The 14,835-nt window shown below is 53.5% G+C and carries 12 protein-coding genes, 1 other RNA gene and 2 pseudogenes; 4 read left to right on the forward strand and 11 right to left on the reverse strand.

Features of this window, described 5'->3' with window-relative positions:
* Positions 1-149: 149 nt before the first annotated feature.
* From ACVX3G_RS12650 to ACVX3G_RS12660, 3 genes and pseudogenes are all read right to left on the reverse strand, one after another.
* Positions 150-863 carry a hypothetical protein gene (locus ACVX3G_RS12650; RefSeq protein WP_033845428.1) on the reverse strand — a complete coding sequence of 238 codons (714 nt, stop codon included), beginning with the start codon at positions 861-863 and terminating at the stop codon, positions 150-152.
* Between the two features lie 157 nt (positions 864-1,020).
* Positions 1,021-1,323: pseudogene (locus tag ACVX3G_RS12655) on the reverse strand (solute carrier family 23 protein); the annotation flags it as partial.
* A gap of 80 nt (positions 1,324-1,403) precedes the next feature.
* Positions 1,404-1,628, reverse strand: a pseudogene (locus ACVX3G_RS12660) (type I phosphoribosyltransferase); the annotation flags it as partial.
* Positions 1,629-1,922: 294 nt separating this feature from the next.
* On the opposite strand from ACVX3G_RS12660, the gene ACVX3G_RS12665 reads away from it, so the two are divergent.
* From ACVX3G_RS12665 to ACVX3G_RS12675, 3 genes are read left to right on the forward strand one after another with little or no spacing between them, the layout of a single operon-like run.
* Positions 1,923-2,069, forward strand: a complete 147-nt coding sequence (locus tag ACVX3G_RS12665) for a cytochrome c oxidase subunit 2A (RefSeq protein WP_011231044.1) — start codon at positions 1,923-1,925, stop codon at positions 2,067-2,069.
* 21 nt (positions 2,070-2,090) lie between these two features.
* Positions 2,091-2,561 carry a cytochrome c oxidase subunit II gene (locus tag ACVX3G_RS12670; RefSeq protein WP_011231043.1) on the forward strand — a complete coding sequence of 157 codons (471 nt, stop codon included), beginning with the start codon at positions 2,091-2,093 and terminating at the stop codon, positions 2,559-2,561.
* A 1-nt stretch (position 2,562) separates the two neighbouring features.
* A complete protein-coding gene (locus ACVX3G_RS12675) occupies positions 2,563-4,212 on the forward strand; it encodes a b(o/a)3-type cytochrome-c oxidase subunit 1 (RefSeq protein ID WP_011231042.1) in 1,650 nt (549 codons plus the stop codon).
* A 133-nt stretch (positions 4,213-4,345) separates the two neighbouring features.
* Here ACVX3G_RS12675 and ACVX3G_RS12680 read toward each other — a convergent pair whose 3' ends face one another.
* The 5 genes from ACVX3G_RS12680 to gpsB all read right to left on the reverse strand — a co-directional run bounded on the left by ACVX3G_RS12680 (position 4,346) and on the right by gpsB (position 10,109).
* Positions 4,346-5,848, reverse strand: coding sequence for a carboxypeptidase M32 (locus ACVX3G_RS12680; protein ID WP_014195688.1), 1,503 nt, complete (start codon positions 5,846-5,848; stop codon positions 4,346-4,348).
* A 118-nt stretch (positions 5,849-5,966) separates the two neighbouring features.
* Positions 5,967-7,904 carry an ATP-dependent DNA helicase gene (locus ACVX3G_RS12685; RefSeq protein ID WP_011231040.1) on the reverse strand — a complete coding sequence of 646 codons (1,938 nt, stop codon included), beginning with the start codon at positions 7,902-7,904 and terminating at the stop codon, positions 5,967-5,969.
* A 122-nt stretch (positions 7,905-8,026) separates the two neighbouring features.
* Positions 8,027-9,169, reverse strand: coding sequence for a THUMP domain-containing class I SAM-dependent RNA methyltransferase (locus ACVX3G_RS12690; protein WP_014195686.1), 1,143 nt, complete (start codon positions 9,167-9,169; stop codon positions 8,027-8,029).
* Positions 9,170-9,316: 147 nt separating this feature from the next.
* Positions 9,317-9,713, reverse strand: an RNA gene (gene rnpB, locus ACVX3G_RS12695) — RNase P RNA component class B.
* A gap of 99 nt (positions 9,714-9,812) precedes the next feature.
* On the reverse strand, positions 9,813-10,109 hold the full coding sequence (gpsB, locus tag ACVX3G_RS12700) for a cell division regulator GpsB (RefSeq protein WP_011231037.1): 297 nt from the start codon (positions 10,107-10,109) through the stop codon (positions 9,813-9,815).
* On the opposite strand from gpsB, the gene ACVX3G_RS12705 reads away from it, so the two are divergent.
* The gene (locus ACVX3G_RS12705) at positions 10,108-10,302 is read left to right on the forward strand and encodes a hypothetical protein (RefSeq protein WP_014195685.1); all 195 of its coding nucleotides are present in this window, start codon (positions 10,108-10,110) and stop codon (positions 10,300-10,302) included. The two genes, gpsB and ACVX3G_RS12705, sit on opposite strands and share 2 nt — an antisense overlap.
* A 42-nt stretch (positions 10,303-10,344) precedes the next feature.
* Here ACVX3G_RS12705 and ACVX3G_RS12710 read toward each other — a convergent pair whose 3' ends face one another.
* From ACVX3G_RS12710 to ACVX3G_RS12720, 3 genes are all read right to left on the reverse strand, one after another.
* Positions 10,345-10,590: a CotD family spore coat protein gene (locus tag ACVX3G_RS12710; protein ID WP_014195684.1), complete on the reverse strand. Its 246-nt coding sequence runs from the start codon at positions 10,588-10,590 to the stop codon at positions 10,345-10,347.
* Between the two features lie 438 nt (positions 10,591-11,028).
* Positions 11,029-12,294, reverse strand: a complete 1,266-nt coding sequence (locus tag ACVX3G_RS12715) for a ribonuclease H-like domain-containing protein (RefSeq protein ID WP_011231034.1) — start codon at positions 12,292-12,294, stop codon at positions 11,029-11,031.
* 83 nt (positions 12,295-12,377) lie between these two features.
* Positions 12,378-14,654, reverse strand: a complete 2,277-nt coding sequence (locus tag ACVX3G_RS12720) for a DEAD/DEAH box helicase (RefSeq protein ID WP_011231033.1) — start codon at positions 14,652-14,654, stop codon at positions 12,378-12,380.
* Positions 14,655-14,835: the final 181 nt, after the last annotated feature.

The following is a 14,835-nucleotide window of genomic DNA, read 5'->3' on the forward strand; positions in this document are numbered from 1 at the left end:
TTCAGGAACAGCGAATGGATTTCTAGTTTTCGCAGCCAAAAAAAGTTATGAAAAGTTGCTGCAATCAAAAAACAGGCGCGGACAAAACCGGCCTGTTTTGGAAGGAACATGATCATCAGCGAGGATGTACAATAGGAGAGGTTCGTTATTTATCTCGCTTTTAGCGCGCGGATTTCACTTTCATGCTCGAGCAAGTGCAAAGCGAGGGATTGAAGTACGAGCTCTTGCCGCGCTTGTCCGGCAATGACTTCATTGACTTTTTGTTGCATTTCTGTGAGGGTTTGTTTCATCGCCGAAATTTCATGGAGCGTTTCTAACGTTTCCACGACAGCTTGCCGAATAAACGGCAATTCGGCAACGTCCTCTTTCGTCGCCATCGTTTGTTCCATGCGCCCAATCCGGCTGTCGAGCGCCGCAATGTCGTCTCTGTTAGCCGCCACGGTCTCTTCGAGTTGCCCGATGCGCCCATCCAGCGCTGCGACATCCTCTTTCGTTGCCATCGTCCGCTCGATGGTCCCGATGCGCCCATCCAGCGCTGCGACATCCTCTTTCGTTGCCATCGTCCGCTCGATGGTCCCGATGCGCCCATCCAGCGCTGCGACGTCTTCTCTCGTCGCTGCCACGGTCTGCTCAAGCCGCCCGATGCGATCATTCATCCGGACAACGTCTTCTCTCGTCGCTGCCACGGTCTCTTCGAGTTGCCCGACGCGTCCATTTAACCGCGCAACATCCTCTTTCGTCGCGCTCACCGTTTGTTCAAGCCGATCGATGCGATCATTCACCCGCACAACATCCTGTTTGGTCGCCATCTGATTCCGTATTTGCCGCAGCTCATCGAAAAGGCGCTCCACCCATTCATCCATTGTTTCACCCCCTTTCCTATTCGCTTTCCATTATACCATCATCCCTCCACCAGTTTCTATCATTTTCTCTGCCAATCGACACGCCAATAAAAAAGCCACCCCCATTTCCCGAGCAGTGGCCGGAAAACGAAGATGGCTATAAAAGCGATCAACACCATTATGAAATTTTTTGTTCCTGCAGCGGCAGTGCAGCCGATTTTCTTGCCTTACCGAAATGGAAGACGGCGTTTAAGATGATGGCGGTCATGCTGCCGGCGACGATGCCGCTGTCGGTTAAAATGCGCAAGCCGGTCGGCAGCTCGGCAAACAAGTTCGGCACCGCCGTCACCCCAAGCCCCACGCCGACCGAGCAGGCGATGATCAGCAAGTTCTCTTGCACAGTTAGGTCAACTTGGCCTAACATTTTCACACCGTAGGCAATGACCATGCCGAACATCGCGATCAGCGCCCCGCCGACGATGAGCGGAACGACGATCGCCCCGGCGTACATGGCCAATACATGTTGGATGCCGAGCGATCCGACTTGCCACCATTTCATCTTCATCGACTCATCACCTCGTCAGCAAATTGAATGGCGCCGCCATCAAGCGATGCGATGCGGGCGAGCGACGCAACGCGGAAGCCGCGCGAACGAAGCAGCCGGCCGCCGTCTTGAAACGCTTTTTCAATGACAATGCCGATGCCGACCATATCAGCTCCCGCTTGCTCGATGATCTCCACCATTCCGAGCGCCGCTTGGCCGTTGGCTAAAAAATCATCAATGATCGATAGGCTTAATCTCTTTGCTGCATCCCATTGCCTGTTCAATCGCCGGCGCTTTACATGCCAGCAAAAAGAACATTGGCGGGCTCTGCTGCCGCGAGAGAAAATGACGTCTTCATCATTTTTTCACAAACGTCACCATTTGTTCACACTTCCAGCATCGTTTTTGTGAGAAAAGTCACTGTTGCCCCAGTTTTGTACAGTTATGATAGTGTCAAAGCAGGGAAATTGGCCGTTTGGCGCACCTGCCGAATTGCTGTTATGGGGGATGAATCCAACAAAGAGGAGGGATACGGCATGGCAAAACTGATCACAGCGGCCCGGCAAACGAAAAAGGAAAAAGAGCCGGCGCTCAAAGGCACGCTGGCCTCTGTGTTTCTGCTCGGCTTTTTCATCATTTTTTCTTGGGTCAGCGTCTACTTTTTATTTTTGCACCGCCTGTAAGCGGCAAAGGAGGGAATCGGTATGCACATCCATAAGTATGAAAAAATTTGGCTTGCGTTTGGCATCGGCTGTTTGATCGTTTTTTTGACGGTCGTCGGCGTAAGTGCATTCGCCGCCGGACAGCAGCCGCCGAGCTGCCTGACGACGATCGATCCAGAAAAAGTCGATTCGACCCCGCCGTTTGATCATCCGGGGCTCGTCAAAAAAGGAGACAAGGAATACGAGTTGAACATCGTCGTCGCCGCGTTTTCTTTTACACCGAATGCGATCGAAATTCCAAAAGGAGCGAAAGTGACGATCAACGTCACTTCGAAAGACGTCATCCACGGATTTGAAATCCCGGGAACGAACGTGAACATGATGGTCGAACCCGGTTATGTGAACAGCTTAACAACCACGTTTGACAAACCGGGCGAATATACGATTCTTTGCAACGAGTATTGCGGCGCCGGCCACCATATGATGACGGCGCGCATAAAGGTGGTGGAGTAACATGGCACAACCGTTGGAAAAAGTCGATCGCCGCGATGCGAAACTGGCGCTTGCCCATTTGTTCGTCGCCTTTACCGCCCTCGCGCTCGGGGGGTTCGCCGGCCTATTGCAAACATTAGTCCGTTCCGGCAAGTTTGAGCTCCCGGCTGGGATCAGCTATTACACGATTTTGACGACGCATGGCGTCTTGCTTGGACTCGTGCTGACGACGTTTTTCATTATCGGCTTTCAGTTCGCCGCGGTCAGCCGTACAACCGGGGCGCTCTCAGACGGTTCGCGCCGGACCGGTTGGATCGGTTTTTGGCTGATGACAATCGGAACAGCCATGAGTGCGTTTTTCATCTTAACCGGCAAGGCATCTGTCTTATATACGTTTTACGCGCCGCTGCAAGCGCACGCCGGCTTTTACATCGGCTTGGCGCTTGTCGTCGTCGGCAGCTGGGTGAGCGGCTTTGCGATGTTCGCTCATTATGCCCGCTGGCGGAAAACGCACCGCGGTCAAGTGAGCCCGCTGCTGGCGTTCATGTCAGTGACGAATATGGTGCTATGGCTCGTCTGTTCGCTTGGCGTCGCCGCCACCGTCGTCTTCCAGCTCATTCCGTGGTCGCTTGGGCTCACGGATCGGGTGAACGTGCTCTTGAGCCGGACGCTGTTTTGGTATTTTGGGCATCCGCTCGTCTACTTCTGGCTATTGCCGGCGTATATGGTTTGGTACGCCGTCATTCCGAAAGTGATCGGCGGCAAAATGTTCTCCGATTCACTCGCACGGCTGGCGTTTATCTTGTTTTTGCTGTTTTCGATTCCGGTCGGCTTCCATCACCAATTGCTTGAGCCGGGAATTTCGCCGTTTTGGAAATACGTGCAAGTCGTCTTGACGTTCATGGTCATCATTCCGTCGCTCATGACCGCGTTCGCCATGTTTGCGACGTTTGAATCGTACGGCCGCTCGCAGGGAGCGACCGGCTTGTTCGGCTGGCTGCGGAAACTCCCGTGGAGCGACGCCCGCTTTTTCGCCCCGTTTGTCGGAATGCTGTTTTTTATTCCGGCCGGCACCGGCGGGATTATTAACGCCTCGCACCAACTCAACCAAGTCGTCCATAATACGATTTGGGTGACCGGCCACTTCCATTTAACGGTGGCAACGACTGTCGTCCTAACATTTTTTGGTGCGTCATACTGGCTCATTCCGCATTTGACCGGCCGGGTGATGACGAAAGCGATGAACCGGCTCGCCATCATTCAAACGATCGTTTGGGCGGTTGGGATGACGTTCATGTCCGGCTCGATGCATTTTGCCGGTCTGCTCGGCGCACCGCGACGCTCGGCGTTCTCAACGTACAGCAATTCGCCGCAAGCGCTTGAATGGATTCCGTACCAAATCGCGCAAGCGGTCGGCGGCACCATCTTGTTCATCGGCATTATTTTGATTCTCGTCATCGTGATCAACTTGGCCTTTTTCGCCCCGAAAGGCGAAACGGAGTTTCCGGTCGCCGAGGCAGCTGCCCCGTATGAACGGGCTGCGCTGGCGCTTGAAAACTGGAAGCTTTGGATCGGCCTCGTCGTTGCGCTCATTTTGATCGCCTATACGGTGCCGATCATCGACATCATTCAAAACGCTCCGCCGGGGTCGAAAGGATACAAATTATGGTGAAACAAGAAGGTGTCCCCAAGCGATCGGGACACCTTCCTCTTTATGTGCATAAAACCGAGACACAATAGGACTTTGTCGACAGAAAAACTAAACGAACAGCGTAAGAACGATGTTTGCACTGACGCGCCTGTTTCTATAATCGATAAAGCGCCTTATATTTTTCTTCTAAATATTGAATAAGATAATCGGCTTTCAGCGTTTCGCCCGTCGCATCGCGCACAAGTTCGAGCGGCTTTTTCATTTTTCCAAACTGGTGGATATGAACGGTCAGCCATTCACGGATCGGTGCGATGTTCCCCTCTTCAAGCAGCCCAGCTACATCCAACTCTTTTTCCATCGCTTGCTTGAATTGCGCCGCATACATATAGCCGAGCGCATACGATGGGAAATAGCCGAAGCTGCCGCCGGACCAATGGACGTCCTGCAACACGCCGACCGCATCGTTGTGCGGGCGGATGCCAAGGTATTGTTCATATTTCTCATTCCATACATCCGGCAAGTCGATCGCTTCCAGCTCCCCAGCAAACAGCTGCTTTTCGATTTCATAGCGGATGATAATATGGAGCGGATACGTCAGTTCGTCCGCTTCAATACGAATGAGCGACGGCTTCGCTTCATTGATCGCCCGGTAAAACGCATCAAGCGAAACGTCGGCGAACTGCGTGGGCGCGTATTGCAAAAGGCGCGGATAATGCCGCTTCCAAAACGCATAGTGGCGTCCGATCATATTTTCAAAAAAGAGCGACTGCGATTCATGAATGCCCATCGACGCCCCGCTTGCAAGCGGAGTGCCGACAAGCGCCTCGGAAATGTGTTGTTCATACAGCGCATGGCCGCATTCATGGATCGTGCCAAACACCGCGGTGCGGAAGTCGCGCTCGTCGTAGCGCGTCGTAATGCGCACATCGTTCGGGTTGAGCCCGATCGCAAATGGATGGACCGTCTCATCAAGTCTCCCCTTGCCAAAATCATAGCCGAGCTCTTTAAGCAACTCAAGCAGAAAAGCGCGCTGCTTTTCTTTTGGAAACGGCGCGAACAAAAAGGACGTGTCCGGCTTGTCGGACGCGGCGGAAATGGCGTGCACAAGCGGGACGATGCGTTCGCGCAGGCGGCTGAACAGTTCGTCAAGCAAATCGACGGTCATGCCCGGCTCGTATTGATCGAGCAGCGTATTGTACGGGTGTCCTTCATACCCCCAATAACGGATAAAGCGGCGCTGAAACTCGATGATTTGCTCCAAATACGGGCGAAACCGGGCGAAATCAGCAGCCGCTTTCGCTTCTTCCCAAACGCTTTCCGCTTTGGAACAAAGCACGACAAACTCTTTGTATTCATCCGCTGGAATTTTTTTATTGCGCTCGTATTCTTTTTTGCATTCATCAAGCGTTTTCTTTGTCACGTCATTCAGCTGCTCGTAGACGGCTTTGGGCGACAGCTTGGCGATAAAGGCTGCCATCTCCTCGGATGTCGACATGCGAAACACTTCTTCTGACAGCATGCCGATCACTTCTGATCGCTGCTCGACCCCTTTTTTCGGGGCGCCAGTCCGCAAATCCCAATACATGAGGCCAATCGCTTCGCGGTAGCCCGTCATTTTTTTCACGTATTGCAAAAACTGCGCTTCGATTGGTTTCACTATACTCAGTCCCCCTATGTATTTCATGGCCGTATCATCATTTCCATAACAAGGTGCCATTTTCCTGCTTGCCAGCGAGAAAATGCTATTTTTGTGGAAAATGAAAAAGGGAAGAATATCATTCTTCCCTCACCGCTGTCGGCAACACGTCTTTGATCGCCGCAATGACCCGTTCATCTTCCCTGTCGGTGACGAAAATGGAAACAATGCCGCGGTCATCGCGCGTGCGGATGAGCCGTCCGACTCCTTGGCGAAGGCGAAGAAGCATATACGGCACATCGACGTCCCAAAACGGGTTGCTATACGCTTTTCGCTTCGCCTGAAACACCGGATCATTCGGCGGATACGGCAGCGACCAAATAATGACGTTCGAAAGCGACGGCCCCGGGATGTCAAGTCCTTCCCATAAATGTTCGGAACAAAGCACCGTTTCCTCGTTACGCTGAAACTCGGCGACCAAATCGCTGATTTCACGGTCGCCTTCAAACAAAAACGAAAATGGTTCGCCGGCTGCCGCCTCTTTAAACTGAAGAAGCTCCTCGCGCGTCGGGAACAAGATGAGCGCCCGGCCTCCGGTTTCGCGCAATTTTTCAAGCGCATATGCGTATTTTTTGGCAAACAGCGTCTCATCCGCGCGGAACGTCGGCATAAAAATCGTCATCTGTTCGTCGTAATCAAACGGCGACGGCACGCTGAACGATAAATAGTCATCAATGCCTAAGCTTTGGGCGATATAGGCAAACGATTTTCCGCTCGATAGCGTCGCTGACGAAAAGATAAACGGCATTCGTTTGCTGAACACTTTTTCGCGCAACACTTCTTGAACGGTGCGCGGCATGACGACAAACGTCGCCTCTTGACGCGACGACTCAAGCCACGTAATGGCGTCGGCGTTTTTCAAAAACAAATCGAGTGAATACTGGATTTGGTCCAAATATTCATCCACAATGTTCAGCTGGTAATGATCGATCGTATACGTCTCGCTTTCAAACACAAGCTCGTTGCCGATTTCGACCATTTGGCCGCGGAGCCGCTTCGCCCATTGTTCAAGACGCGGCGACGGCAAAATTTCTTTCCGGTTCGAACCCGGAACGTCTTTCGCGCACGCTTTCAGCTCATCAAAAAAGCGCGTGCTCGTCTCCAGCGTCTCCTCAATTAAATAGGCGAGCTCTTCACGGATGTCGTTTTCAAGAAGACGTGTCAGCAACGTCTCAAGCGTCGTCTCTTTCATTCGATATGTCAACGCCTTTTGCGCAGCGAACTCCAATAAATGCCCTTCGTCAAACACGACACAGCTCGCTTCCGGCAACAGCGGCAGCTGTCCTTCCCGCTTGCGCGCTTCATACGTCCAAACATGTTCCATATAAAAATCGTGCGAGCAGACGATCAAATCCGCCGCCTTCCGGTAATAGTCGCGCCAAAGCGTCTGTCCGCAGCGATGCCGCTTTTCGCACGTGAAACAGTCTTGAAACGGATCCCAGGCGATTTTTTTCCACTGCTCATCAGTCAGGTGGGCGTATTCTTTTCGGTCGCCGTAGCGGTAGAACGACTGCAGCGGTTTGTTGTCATGGACGAAGGCCGGAAGTTCATCGTAAATTTGCTCATACAGCTCGATGTCGTCATCGTCATACGTCGTTACTTCTTCCAGTTTATTCAAACATAAATATTGATCTGGCGATTTCGCCAGCCGGACGTCGATTTCCAGCCCGAGCACGTTGGATAGCTTCGCAATATCGCCTTCCTTTTTGACGAGCTGCTCAATGAGCGTCTCATCGGCGCAGGCGATAATGGCCGGCTTACCGGTATAGCGGGCGTAGCAGACTGCATACAGCAAATACACGATCGTTTTCCCTGTGCCAACTCCCGCTTCGGCGAAGATCACCTTTTTTTCTCGAAACGCCCGCTCGAGCTGAAACGCCATATAAATTTGCTCGTCGCGCAGCTCAAAGCCGGCTTCCGGCAAAATGTCATAAAAAACATCGCCGATCCACTGGCTCAACTTATCAAAAAAGTTTTCATTTTTTTCTACAACAAACGGATAACGTTCATGGCCCATCGTCGCCACCCCTCCAATTGGCATAAACTCCCCCGGCATATCATGCATAAGCGCGCAACAAGTTTGTTGCGCGCTCGATCCCTAGTAACAAAACAATATTATGATCGATGGCCGCCGAGAAGTCAACTTCGAGCTTCGCGCGGCGGCCGCGGCCCCCAGTACTGGTAGTAATGGGTTTCAATAAAGCCGTTAAACAGTTTGCGCCGCTTCGTCGCCGGGCGGCCGTAATGCGTTTCAAAACCGCGGTGGGCGGTTAAAATGTACACCGACCACGTATCCAAGGCGGCGAAGGCGCGGCCGATGGCGCGATAGAGCGCTTCGACCTCCCGTTGTTCGCCAAGCCGTTCGCCGTATGGCGGGTTGCCGACGATCACCCCGTATTGTGCATCGGTCCGAAACTGCTCGGCGCGGCCCTCCCGAAAAGAAATGAGATCGGAAAGCCCCGCTTCGGCTGCATTCATCTTGGCGATCTCGACCATGTGCGGGTCAAGGTCAATCCCGCAAATATCAAGCGGTTGGTCGTAACGCGCCATCTGTTCCGCCTCTTGGCGCGCCTCTTCCCATACCGATTCCCCGATCCACGGCCATTGCTCCGAGACGAAATCCCGGTTAAACCCTGGGGCGATGTTTTGGCCGATCAGCGCCGCCTCAATGGCAATCGTGCCCGACCCGCAAAACGGATCGACGAACGGGCGCTCGGGCGTCCAATTGGTGAGCAACACTAAGGCGGCCGCGAGCGTCTCTCTTAGCGGCGCCTCCCCTTGGCGAGCACGGTAGCCGCGTTTATGCAGCCCGGCGCCGCTTGTATCGATCGTCAACGTAGCGATATCTTTGTGAAGCGCCACCTCGATCCGATACAACGGCCCGGTTTCCGGGAACCACGACAAATGATAGCGCGCTTTTAAGCTTTCGACGACTGCCTTTTTCACAATGGCTTGGCAGTCGGAAACGCTGAACAGCGTTGATTTGACCGACTTCCCGATCACCGGAAACTCGGCATCTTTCGGCAAGTAATCGGCCCATGGCAACGCCTTCGTTTGTTCAAACAACTCCTCAAACGTCGTCGCTCGAAACTCACCGACTTTCAGCTTCACGCGGTCAGCGGTGCGCAGCCAAAGGTTGGCCCGGCAAATGGCGAGCGCATCGCCTTCAAACGTCACTTTGCCGTTCTCCACTTGGCACTCATAGCCAAGCCGGCGCACTTCTTCCGCGACGACTGATTCGAGCCCCATCGCGGCCGTGGCAATCAGCGAAAACGAAGTCATCCTGTTCCCCCTATCTGATAGATGTATGTATCCTCATTCATGGCCTATACTTCCATTATAGTCATATGGAAGGAAAACACACAAAAGAGAAAGCCCTCCTTCCTGCAGGAGGGCTTTCCCACGATTCCAATCACCGCGTTAATCATGTTCTGTAAGCCATGTTCTGTACCTTCGTACTGCAAGCGGCTTTCGCCTCGTACTCCGGCGGTAATCATCTATCTACAGGCAGCGTACGCCGCCTGTCCTTCCCTCCGTTCATTTCCTTCGGGAAGGTGCCCCTACCATCATTTGGGTTTCTCGCTCGTGGGGTTTACCGCGTTCCACCTCTAAGGTTTCCCTTAGAGCTGCGTCACTGTGGCACTTTCAGGGTAATCGAACCATATCCGCATGCGGACGTAGGTTCTTTCCCCGCCGTCAGCCCAGCCGAAGCCAGACTGCCCTAGCTTATGGATTCGCTAGGCACGAACACTACGGGCATCTCAGCACCGTGCGAGCATGGACTTTCCTCTACGGCCGAAACCGGCCGCAGCGATTACCCGAACATGATTAACGCTGCGAGCATCTTACAGTATAGCTGATCTTGGTGTGAGAATCAAGAAGAAAAAATTAGAAATCCCTGCATCAACTTCGCCCTGCCGGCTGGTTATTCATACAGTTTCCGGCCAAACACATGCTTTTCTAAGTTGGAAAGGCGCTGCAAAATGTCGTAGTTCGTCGTTCCCGCCGACATCGCCGGCCGTTTTTGAAGCTCCTCGACTTGCCGCTTCAGCCGGGCGTTTTCCTGGCGCAACTCGTCAATTTCTTGCTGAAATGCTTCATAATCTTTAATAATGAGATCCAAAAATTGATCCACTTCGTCTTGGTTGTACCCCCGTATGCTTACCTTAAATTCCTTTTCTAAAATGTCTTTCGGCGTCAGTTTCACTTGATGGGCTGACATGGCTTTTCACCTCAATCCGCATTCAACGATCATCTTCTCTTTATTTTTTCAGAAATTCAGCCGGTTGTCAATTGACGGTTGGCTTGCCGCATCGATCGGGAAGCCGCATGGCGCCCACGCAGACTTCCCGGCGGCGCCGAAACGCCGTCCTCCCGCCCAAACGCCGCCGGCTGCCGGCGTTTTCCATCCGTAAAAAAACAGAAGCCGACAAAGCGGCTTCTGTTTTTGGCCCTTACTATCGCAGCGGAAACGGCGGAAATGGCATCGGTCCCGGACCCGGGCAGTACAGATGGCGATTGGCAGCCTGAGCCACCGCCGATTCCGTATGCGGGAAATAATGTTGATGTTCATACAGGTGATGATAAACATGCATCGTATGCGATGGATGGATATGCGGCACAATCGTTGCTTCGAAATGATGCAAAACGTTGCAACGAGGCGGATGAACGATCGGCGCCGTTACATTCGGCAGGCAATGCATCATATTCCTCTCCTTTCATCAATTTAGGCTGTTGCTTGACAATACTAGCCTATGATGAACGGAGTGGACTCGTACTAGTATAAACACCCATTTTGAAGAGCCATTCGCGCCAACAATCTACCGGCTCTCTCGCTCCGGTGCTTCGGACGTTTTGGCATAGTCATTCGTCTTTTTGAATCCGTTATGCGGCGCCGGCCTCTCTGACGTTCATTAATAGATATAATTGAACACGACAAACGTCAAACCGACGACAATAAAAAAGAGATACAAAATTTTTTTGTACATGCTCCGCATCGTCTTCTTCTCCCTGCCATCGTTTTCGTTCATTCCGATGCCATTGTACACGTTTTTTCTTTTTTCTACAAGATTCACAACAAAAAGACGAAACATTTTCGTTTTCTGTCATATTTTGCGCTTGCCAGGGAAATGGACGAGTTCTCACCCGTTTTTCTTGCGTTCAAGCCGCGCGAGCCGCCTGCGCCATTCCGCTTCTTCTTTCTCGCTATGTTGTCGGCTCATCCTAGCGAGCGACCGCCACGCTTCATATGCCATAACGGCATAACGGTGCGCTTCGGCCGCATCCCGGAAATAATGTTCATACACCTTCGCCAGTTCAAGCCCGGCCTTCGCCTTCCAATAGCCATTTCCGTGGATAAACAAGTCGCGCCAAAGGAGAGCAGCCTCTTCATATCGTTTTTCTTTTCGGTATAAAAGAGAAAGCTGCCATTTCGCCGTCTGCGCTTCCTTCGCCCCTTTGCCGCTCGCCTCCTCGTACACCCCCCTTGCCGCCGCTGTTTCCCCGACCGCTTCGAACCAACGGGCGGCGGCCAACTGCTCCTTGGGGTCAGCGAGCCGGTCCGCTTCAAGCAGCTGAACGGATAGGTGAATGTAGAGAGCAATGAGCGACAACACGTCGCGCTCGTTATGGCGCAATACTGGCATGAGCCGGTCTGGATGGGGCGTTTGCAAAAACTCCTTGTACATCATCGGCGCCAAAAAGCCCGGCACATCATCGCCCCGCTCGACATAGAGAATGTGCCGCTCCACTTCCGAAAGGCGCAGCGAATCCAATTTGTCTTTCCATAAGCGGCGGGCGGCGTGATACAAATCAAAATGACCGAACGCTGGCAGTTTTGGCACCATGTTGCGGACAAGCGCATGGCGCGTTTTCAGGCGCGGCCAGTCGAACGCTTTTCCATTATAGGTAACAAGCGTCGTATAATCGACGTCAGACAAAAAACTTTGATAGAGCGCCACTTCCGCCCCTGGGTATGGCAGAAGGTGCTGGCGGATGGTGACGAAATCGCCAAGAATGCGGGCGTGGCCAAGCAAGAACATGATGTTTCCCGCCCCGCTTGAAAGTCCCATCGTCTCCGTGTCAAAAAAGAATAAGTCGCTAACGGCAAAGCCGCGGCAGGAGAGCGGATGGGAAAACGGCGCTTCCTGCCATCTTTCGTGCACTTCATACAGCGCTCCGAGCCGATAGCGGCCGTGCTGATAGTCAAGCGGATACACCGTTTCCCGAATGAGGCAGTAATCGCCGGCAAACCAATACGGCTTGGCGCCGTACTCCCGCCAAACGTCGGCATACGGCACGTCCGTCACAGGTCGTCCGTCCGGTTTCTCCTCTTCTTTTTCTTCATCGTTCTCCTTTTTATGCCGGGCGGCAAGCAATTCTTTCCATTGCGCCAACTTCGGCTTCATCCGTTCACCCCCTCCTTGCTTGACGTCGGCTTGCTTCTATAAGTTGATTCTCCCACACTCGGCAAAAACACGCATGACGACGCTTAAACGGACGGACCGGCCCAAACGGCAAGTTGTTCGTCCAAAAACTGGACAAGTTCGCGCTTCAACGACGGTCCGTCAGCGCTTGAAATGCCGATGCACGATGGGCAGCCGTCCGCACACGGGCAGCGTTCGACCCATTCTTTCACATGTTTCATGATCTCTTCATACCGTTCAAACACCGCCTCCGACAGGCCGACTCCGCCTGGATAGCGATCATAAAGGAAAATCGTCGGCCGTCCGGAATGCGGCGCCTTAAGCTGCGGCACGACGTGAAGATCGGAGCGGTCGCACATGACAAACACCGGCACGAGATGACCAAGCACATTGGCGATGCCGACAAGGAGTTGTTCAAACAGCGCCGGGGAAAACCGTGACGGCACCGCCTCCCACTCGATCCACGCCGCCGACGTATGAAGCGTTTCCTCCGGAAGGCGGATCGGCCCTGATCCGATGTTTTCAAACGTCGACAGCTTCAGCTTTTTAAAAATCGTCGCCATCGCTCGGACCGATACATCACCGTAACGCACCGCCATTTGTCCGCGCGTTTCGCTCCGGTCTTCCGACAGCACATCAAGCCGGACAGCCAAATTGGCGTCCGTAAAATATTCAACATCGACTTGGCGGACGTACGCCTTTTTCTCCTCCCAGTCGAGCTTTTCAACTTGGTATTGTGCTCCTTCGTGCAAATAAATCGCTTCATCATGAAGCAGCGTCATCGCGCTGAAGCGGTCCATTTCGCCGATGACGCGATGGTGGGCGGTGTCGGAAATATCGATGATGACGACGTTTTCCTGAGCCGCGGAGCGCAAACTGATATCATGCGCGGGAAACGCGTCGCTCATCCAGTGCCAGCGCCCAGCGCGTTCGTTTAGCACCCCTTGCTCGGCCAAAAAGTCGAGCACCTCTTCGACCTCGACGCCGCCGAACGTCTCGCCGCGCCGGAACGGAAGCTCATAGGCGGCGCATTTGATATGATCGACCAAAATGAGCAGATTGTCCGGGTTGATGCGCGCCGCCTCCGGCGAGCGGGCGAAAAAGTATTCTGGATGGGAGATGATGTACTGATCGAGGGGGCTTGCGCTTGCGATCATCACAACGAGCGAATCGCCCTGGCGCCGGCCGGCGCGCCCGGCTTGCTGCCACGTGCTGGCGATCGTTCCCGGATACCCTGTTAAGATGCACGCTTGCAATTGGCCGATATCAACACCGAGCTCGAGCGCATTCGTGCTCACCACACCGATAATCTCCCCGCTGCGCAACCCTTTTTCAATGGCGCGCCGCTCGTTCGGCAAGTAGCCGCCGCGGTAGCCGCGGATCGTCGTATCGCCGATTCGTTCGTTCACCACCGCCTGCAAATGGCTTAAAATCAACTCGACACGGACGCGGCTGCGGGCGAAAACGATCGTCGGAATGCGGTTGACAAGCAGCTGTCTTGCGAGCTCAACGGCCGTTTTTGTCGCGCTTTGGCGGATGTTCATCGTCCGCTCGACAACCGGCGGATTGTAAAACACGAAATATTTCCGCCCGCGCGGCGCCCCATTGTTGTCAATAAGCGCCACCGGTTCACCGATCAGCCGCTCCGCCAACTCTTTCGGATTGGCGATCGTCGCCGACGTGCAAATAAACGTTGGTCGACTCCCGTAAAAGGCGCAAATGCGCTTTAAGCGGCGGATGACGTTCGCCACATGGCTGCCGAATACGCCGCGGTATGTATGCAGTTCATCGATGACGACGTAGCGCAGCTGTTCAAAAAGAGAAATCCATTTCGTATGGTGCGGCAAAATGGCCGTATGGAGCATATCTGGGTTGGTGATGACAATATGGCCCGCTTGACGGATTTTTTGCCGCAGCGCCGGCGCCGTGTCGCCGTCGTATGTATGGCTGTAAATCGACACCCCCATCTCGGCGATGATCTCGTTTAGTTCATTTTTTTGATCTTGAGCGAGCGCCTTCGTTGGAAAGATATACAGGGCGCGGCTTGATGGCTCTTTGGCAATGGCATCGAGCACCGGCAAATTGTAGCAAAGCGTTTTCCCTGAAGCGGTCGGCGTCACGGCGACAATGTTCCGCCCGCTTTGGACCGCGTCATAAGCGGCCGCCTGGTGCGTATACAACGAAGCGATGCCGCGCGCTTTGAGCGCCGCGCCAAGCCGCGGATCGAGTTCGTCTGGAAACGGAACGAAATTCGCTTCTTTCGGTTCGATTTCATGCCAATGCACGACATTCGGATCTTGGCGAAGCTGTTCGATCCATTCCGACAGCGTCTGTTTTTTCACGTCGCATATCACCTCGTTTCTATTTTACATGCATTCCGTTTGTTTGCACTACAAAAAACGCCCACCAAGAGGCAGTCCTCTCTCGTTTCAAACTGGCAGACAACCGATATATCGGAGCCGGCCGAACGACAGAACGTTCGATTGTATCTGAACGGTTTTGGAAAAAGGATGCCTTCCTCTC

The organism is Geobacillus sp. PLS 41 (genome assembly GCF_056494105.1).

What these genes read in the sequence shown, in the direction of transcription:
- ACVX3G_RS12710 (WP_014195684.1), bottom strand. Translation starts at nt 10,590, where the DNA reads ATGCATTGCCTGCCGAATGTAACGGCGCCGATCGTTCATCCGCCTCGT.
- ACVX3G_RS12685 (WP_011231040.1), bottom strand. Translation starts at nt 7,904, where the DNA reads ATGGGCCATGAACGTTATCCGTTTGTTGTAGAAAAAAATGAAAACTTT.
- gpsB (WP_011231037.1), bottom strand. Translation starts at nt 10,109, where the DNA reads ATGTCAGCCCATCAAGTGAAACTGACGCCGAAAGACATTTTAGAAAAG.
- ACVX3G_RS12715 (WP_011231034.1), bottom strand. Translation starts at nt 12,294, where the DNA reads ATGAAGCCGAAGTTGGCGCAATGGAAAGAATTGCTTGCCGCCCGGCAT.
- ACVX3G_RS12690 (WP_014195686.1), bottom strand. Translation starts at nt 9,169, where the DNA reads ATGACTTCGTTTTCGCTGATTGCCACGGCCGCGATGGGGCTCGAATCA.
- ACVX3G_RS12675 (WP_011231042.1), top strand. Translation starts at nt 2,563, where the DNA reads ATGGCACAACCGTTGGAAAAAGTCGATCGCCGCGATGCGAAACTGGCG.
- ACVX3G_RS12650 (WP_033845428.1), bottom strand. Translation starts at nt 863, where the DNA reads ATGGATGAATGGGTGGAGCGCCTTTTCGATGAGCTGCGGCAAATACGG.
- ACVX3G_RS12705 (WP_014195685.1), top strand. Translation starts at nt 10,108, where the DNA reads ATGGCTTTTCACCTCAATCCGCATTCAACGATCATCTTCTCTTTATTT.
- ACVX3G_RS12670 (WP_011231043.1), top strand. Translation starts at nt 2,091, where the DNA reads ATGCACATCCATAAGTATGAAAAAATTTGGCTTGCGTTTGGCATCGGC.
- ACVX3G_RS12665 (WP_011231044.1), top strand. Translation starts at nt 1,923, where the DNA reads ATGGCAAAACTGATCACAGCGGCCCGGCAAACGAAAAAGGAAAAAGAG.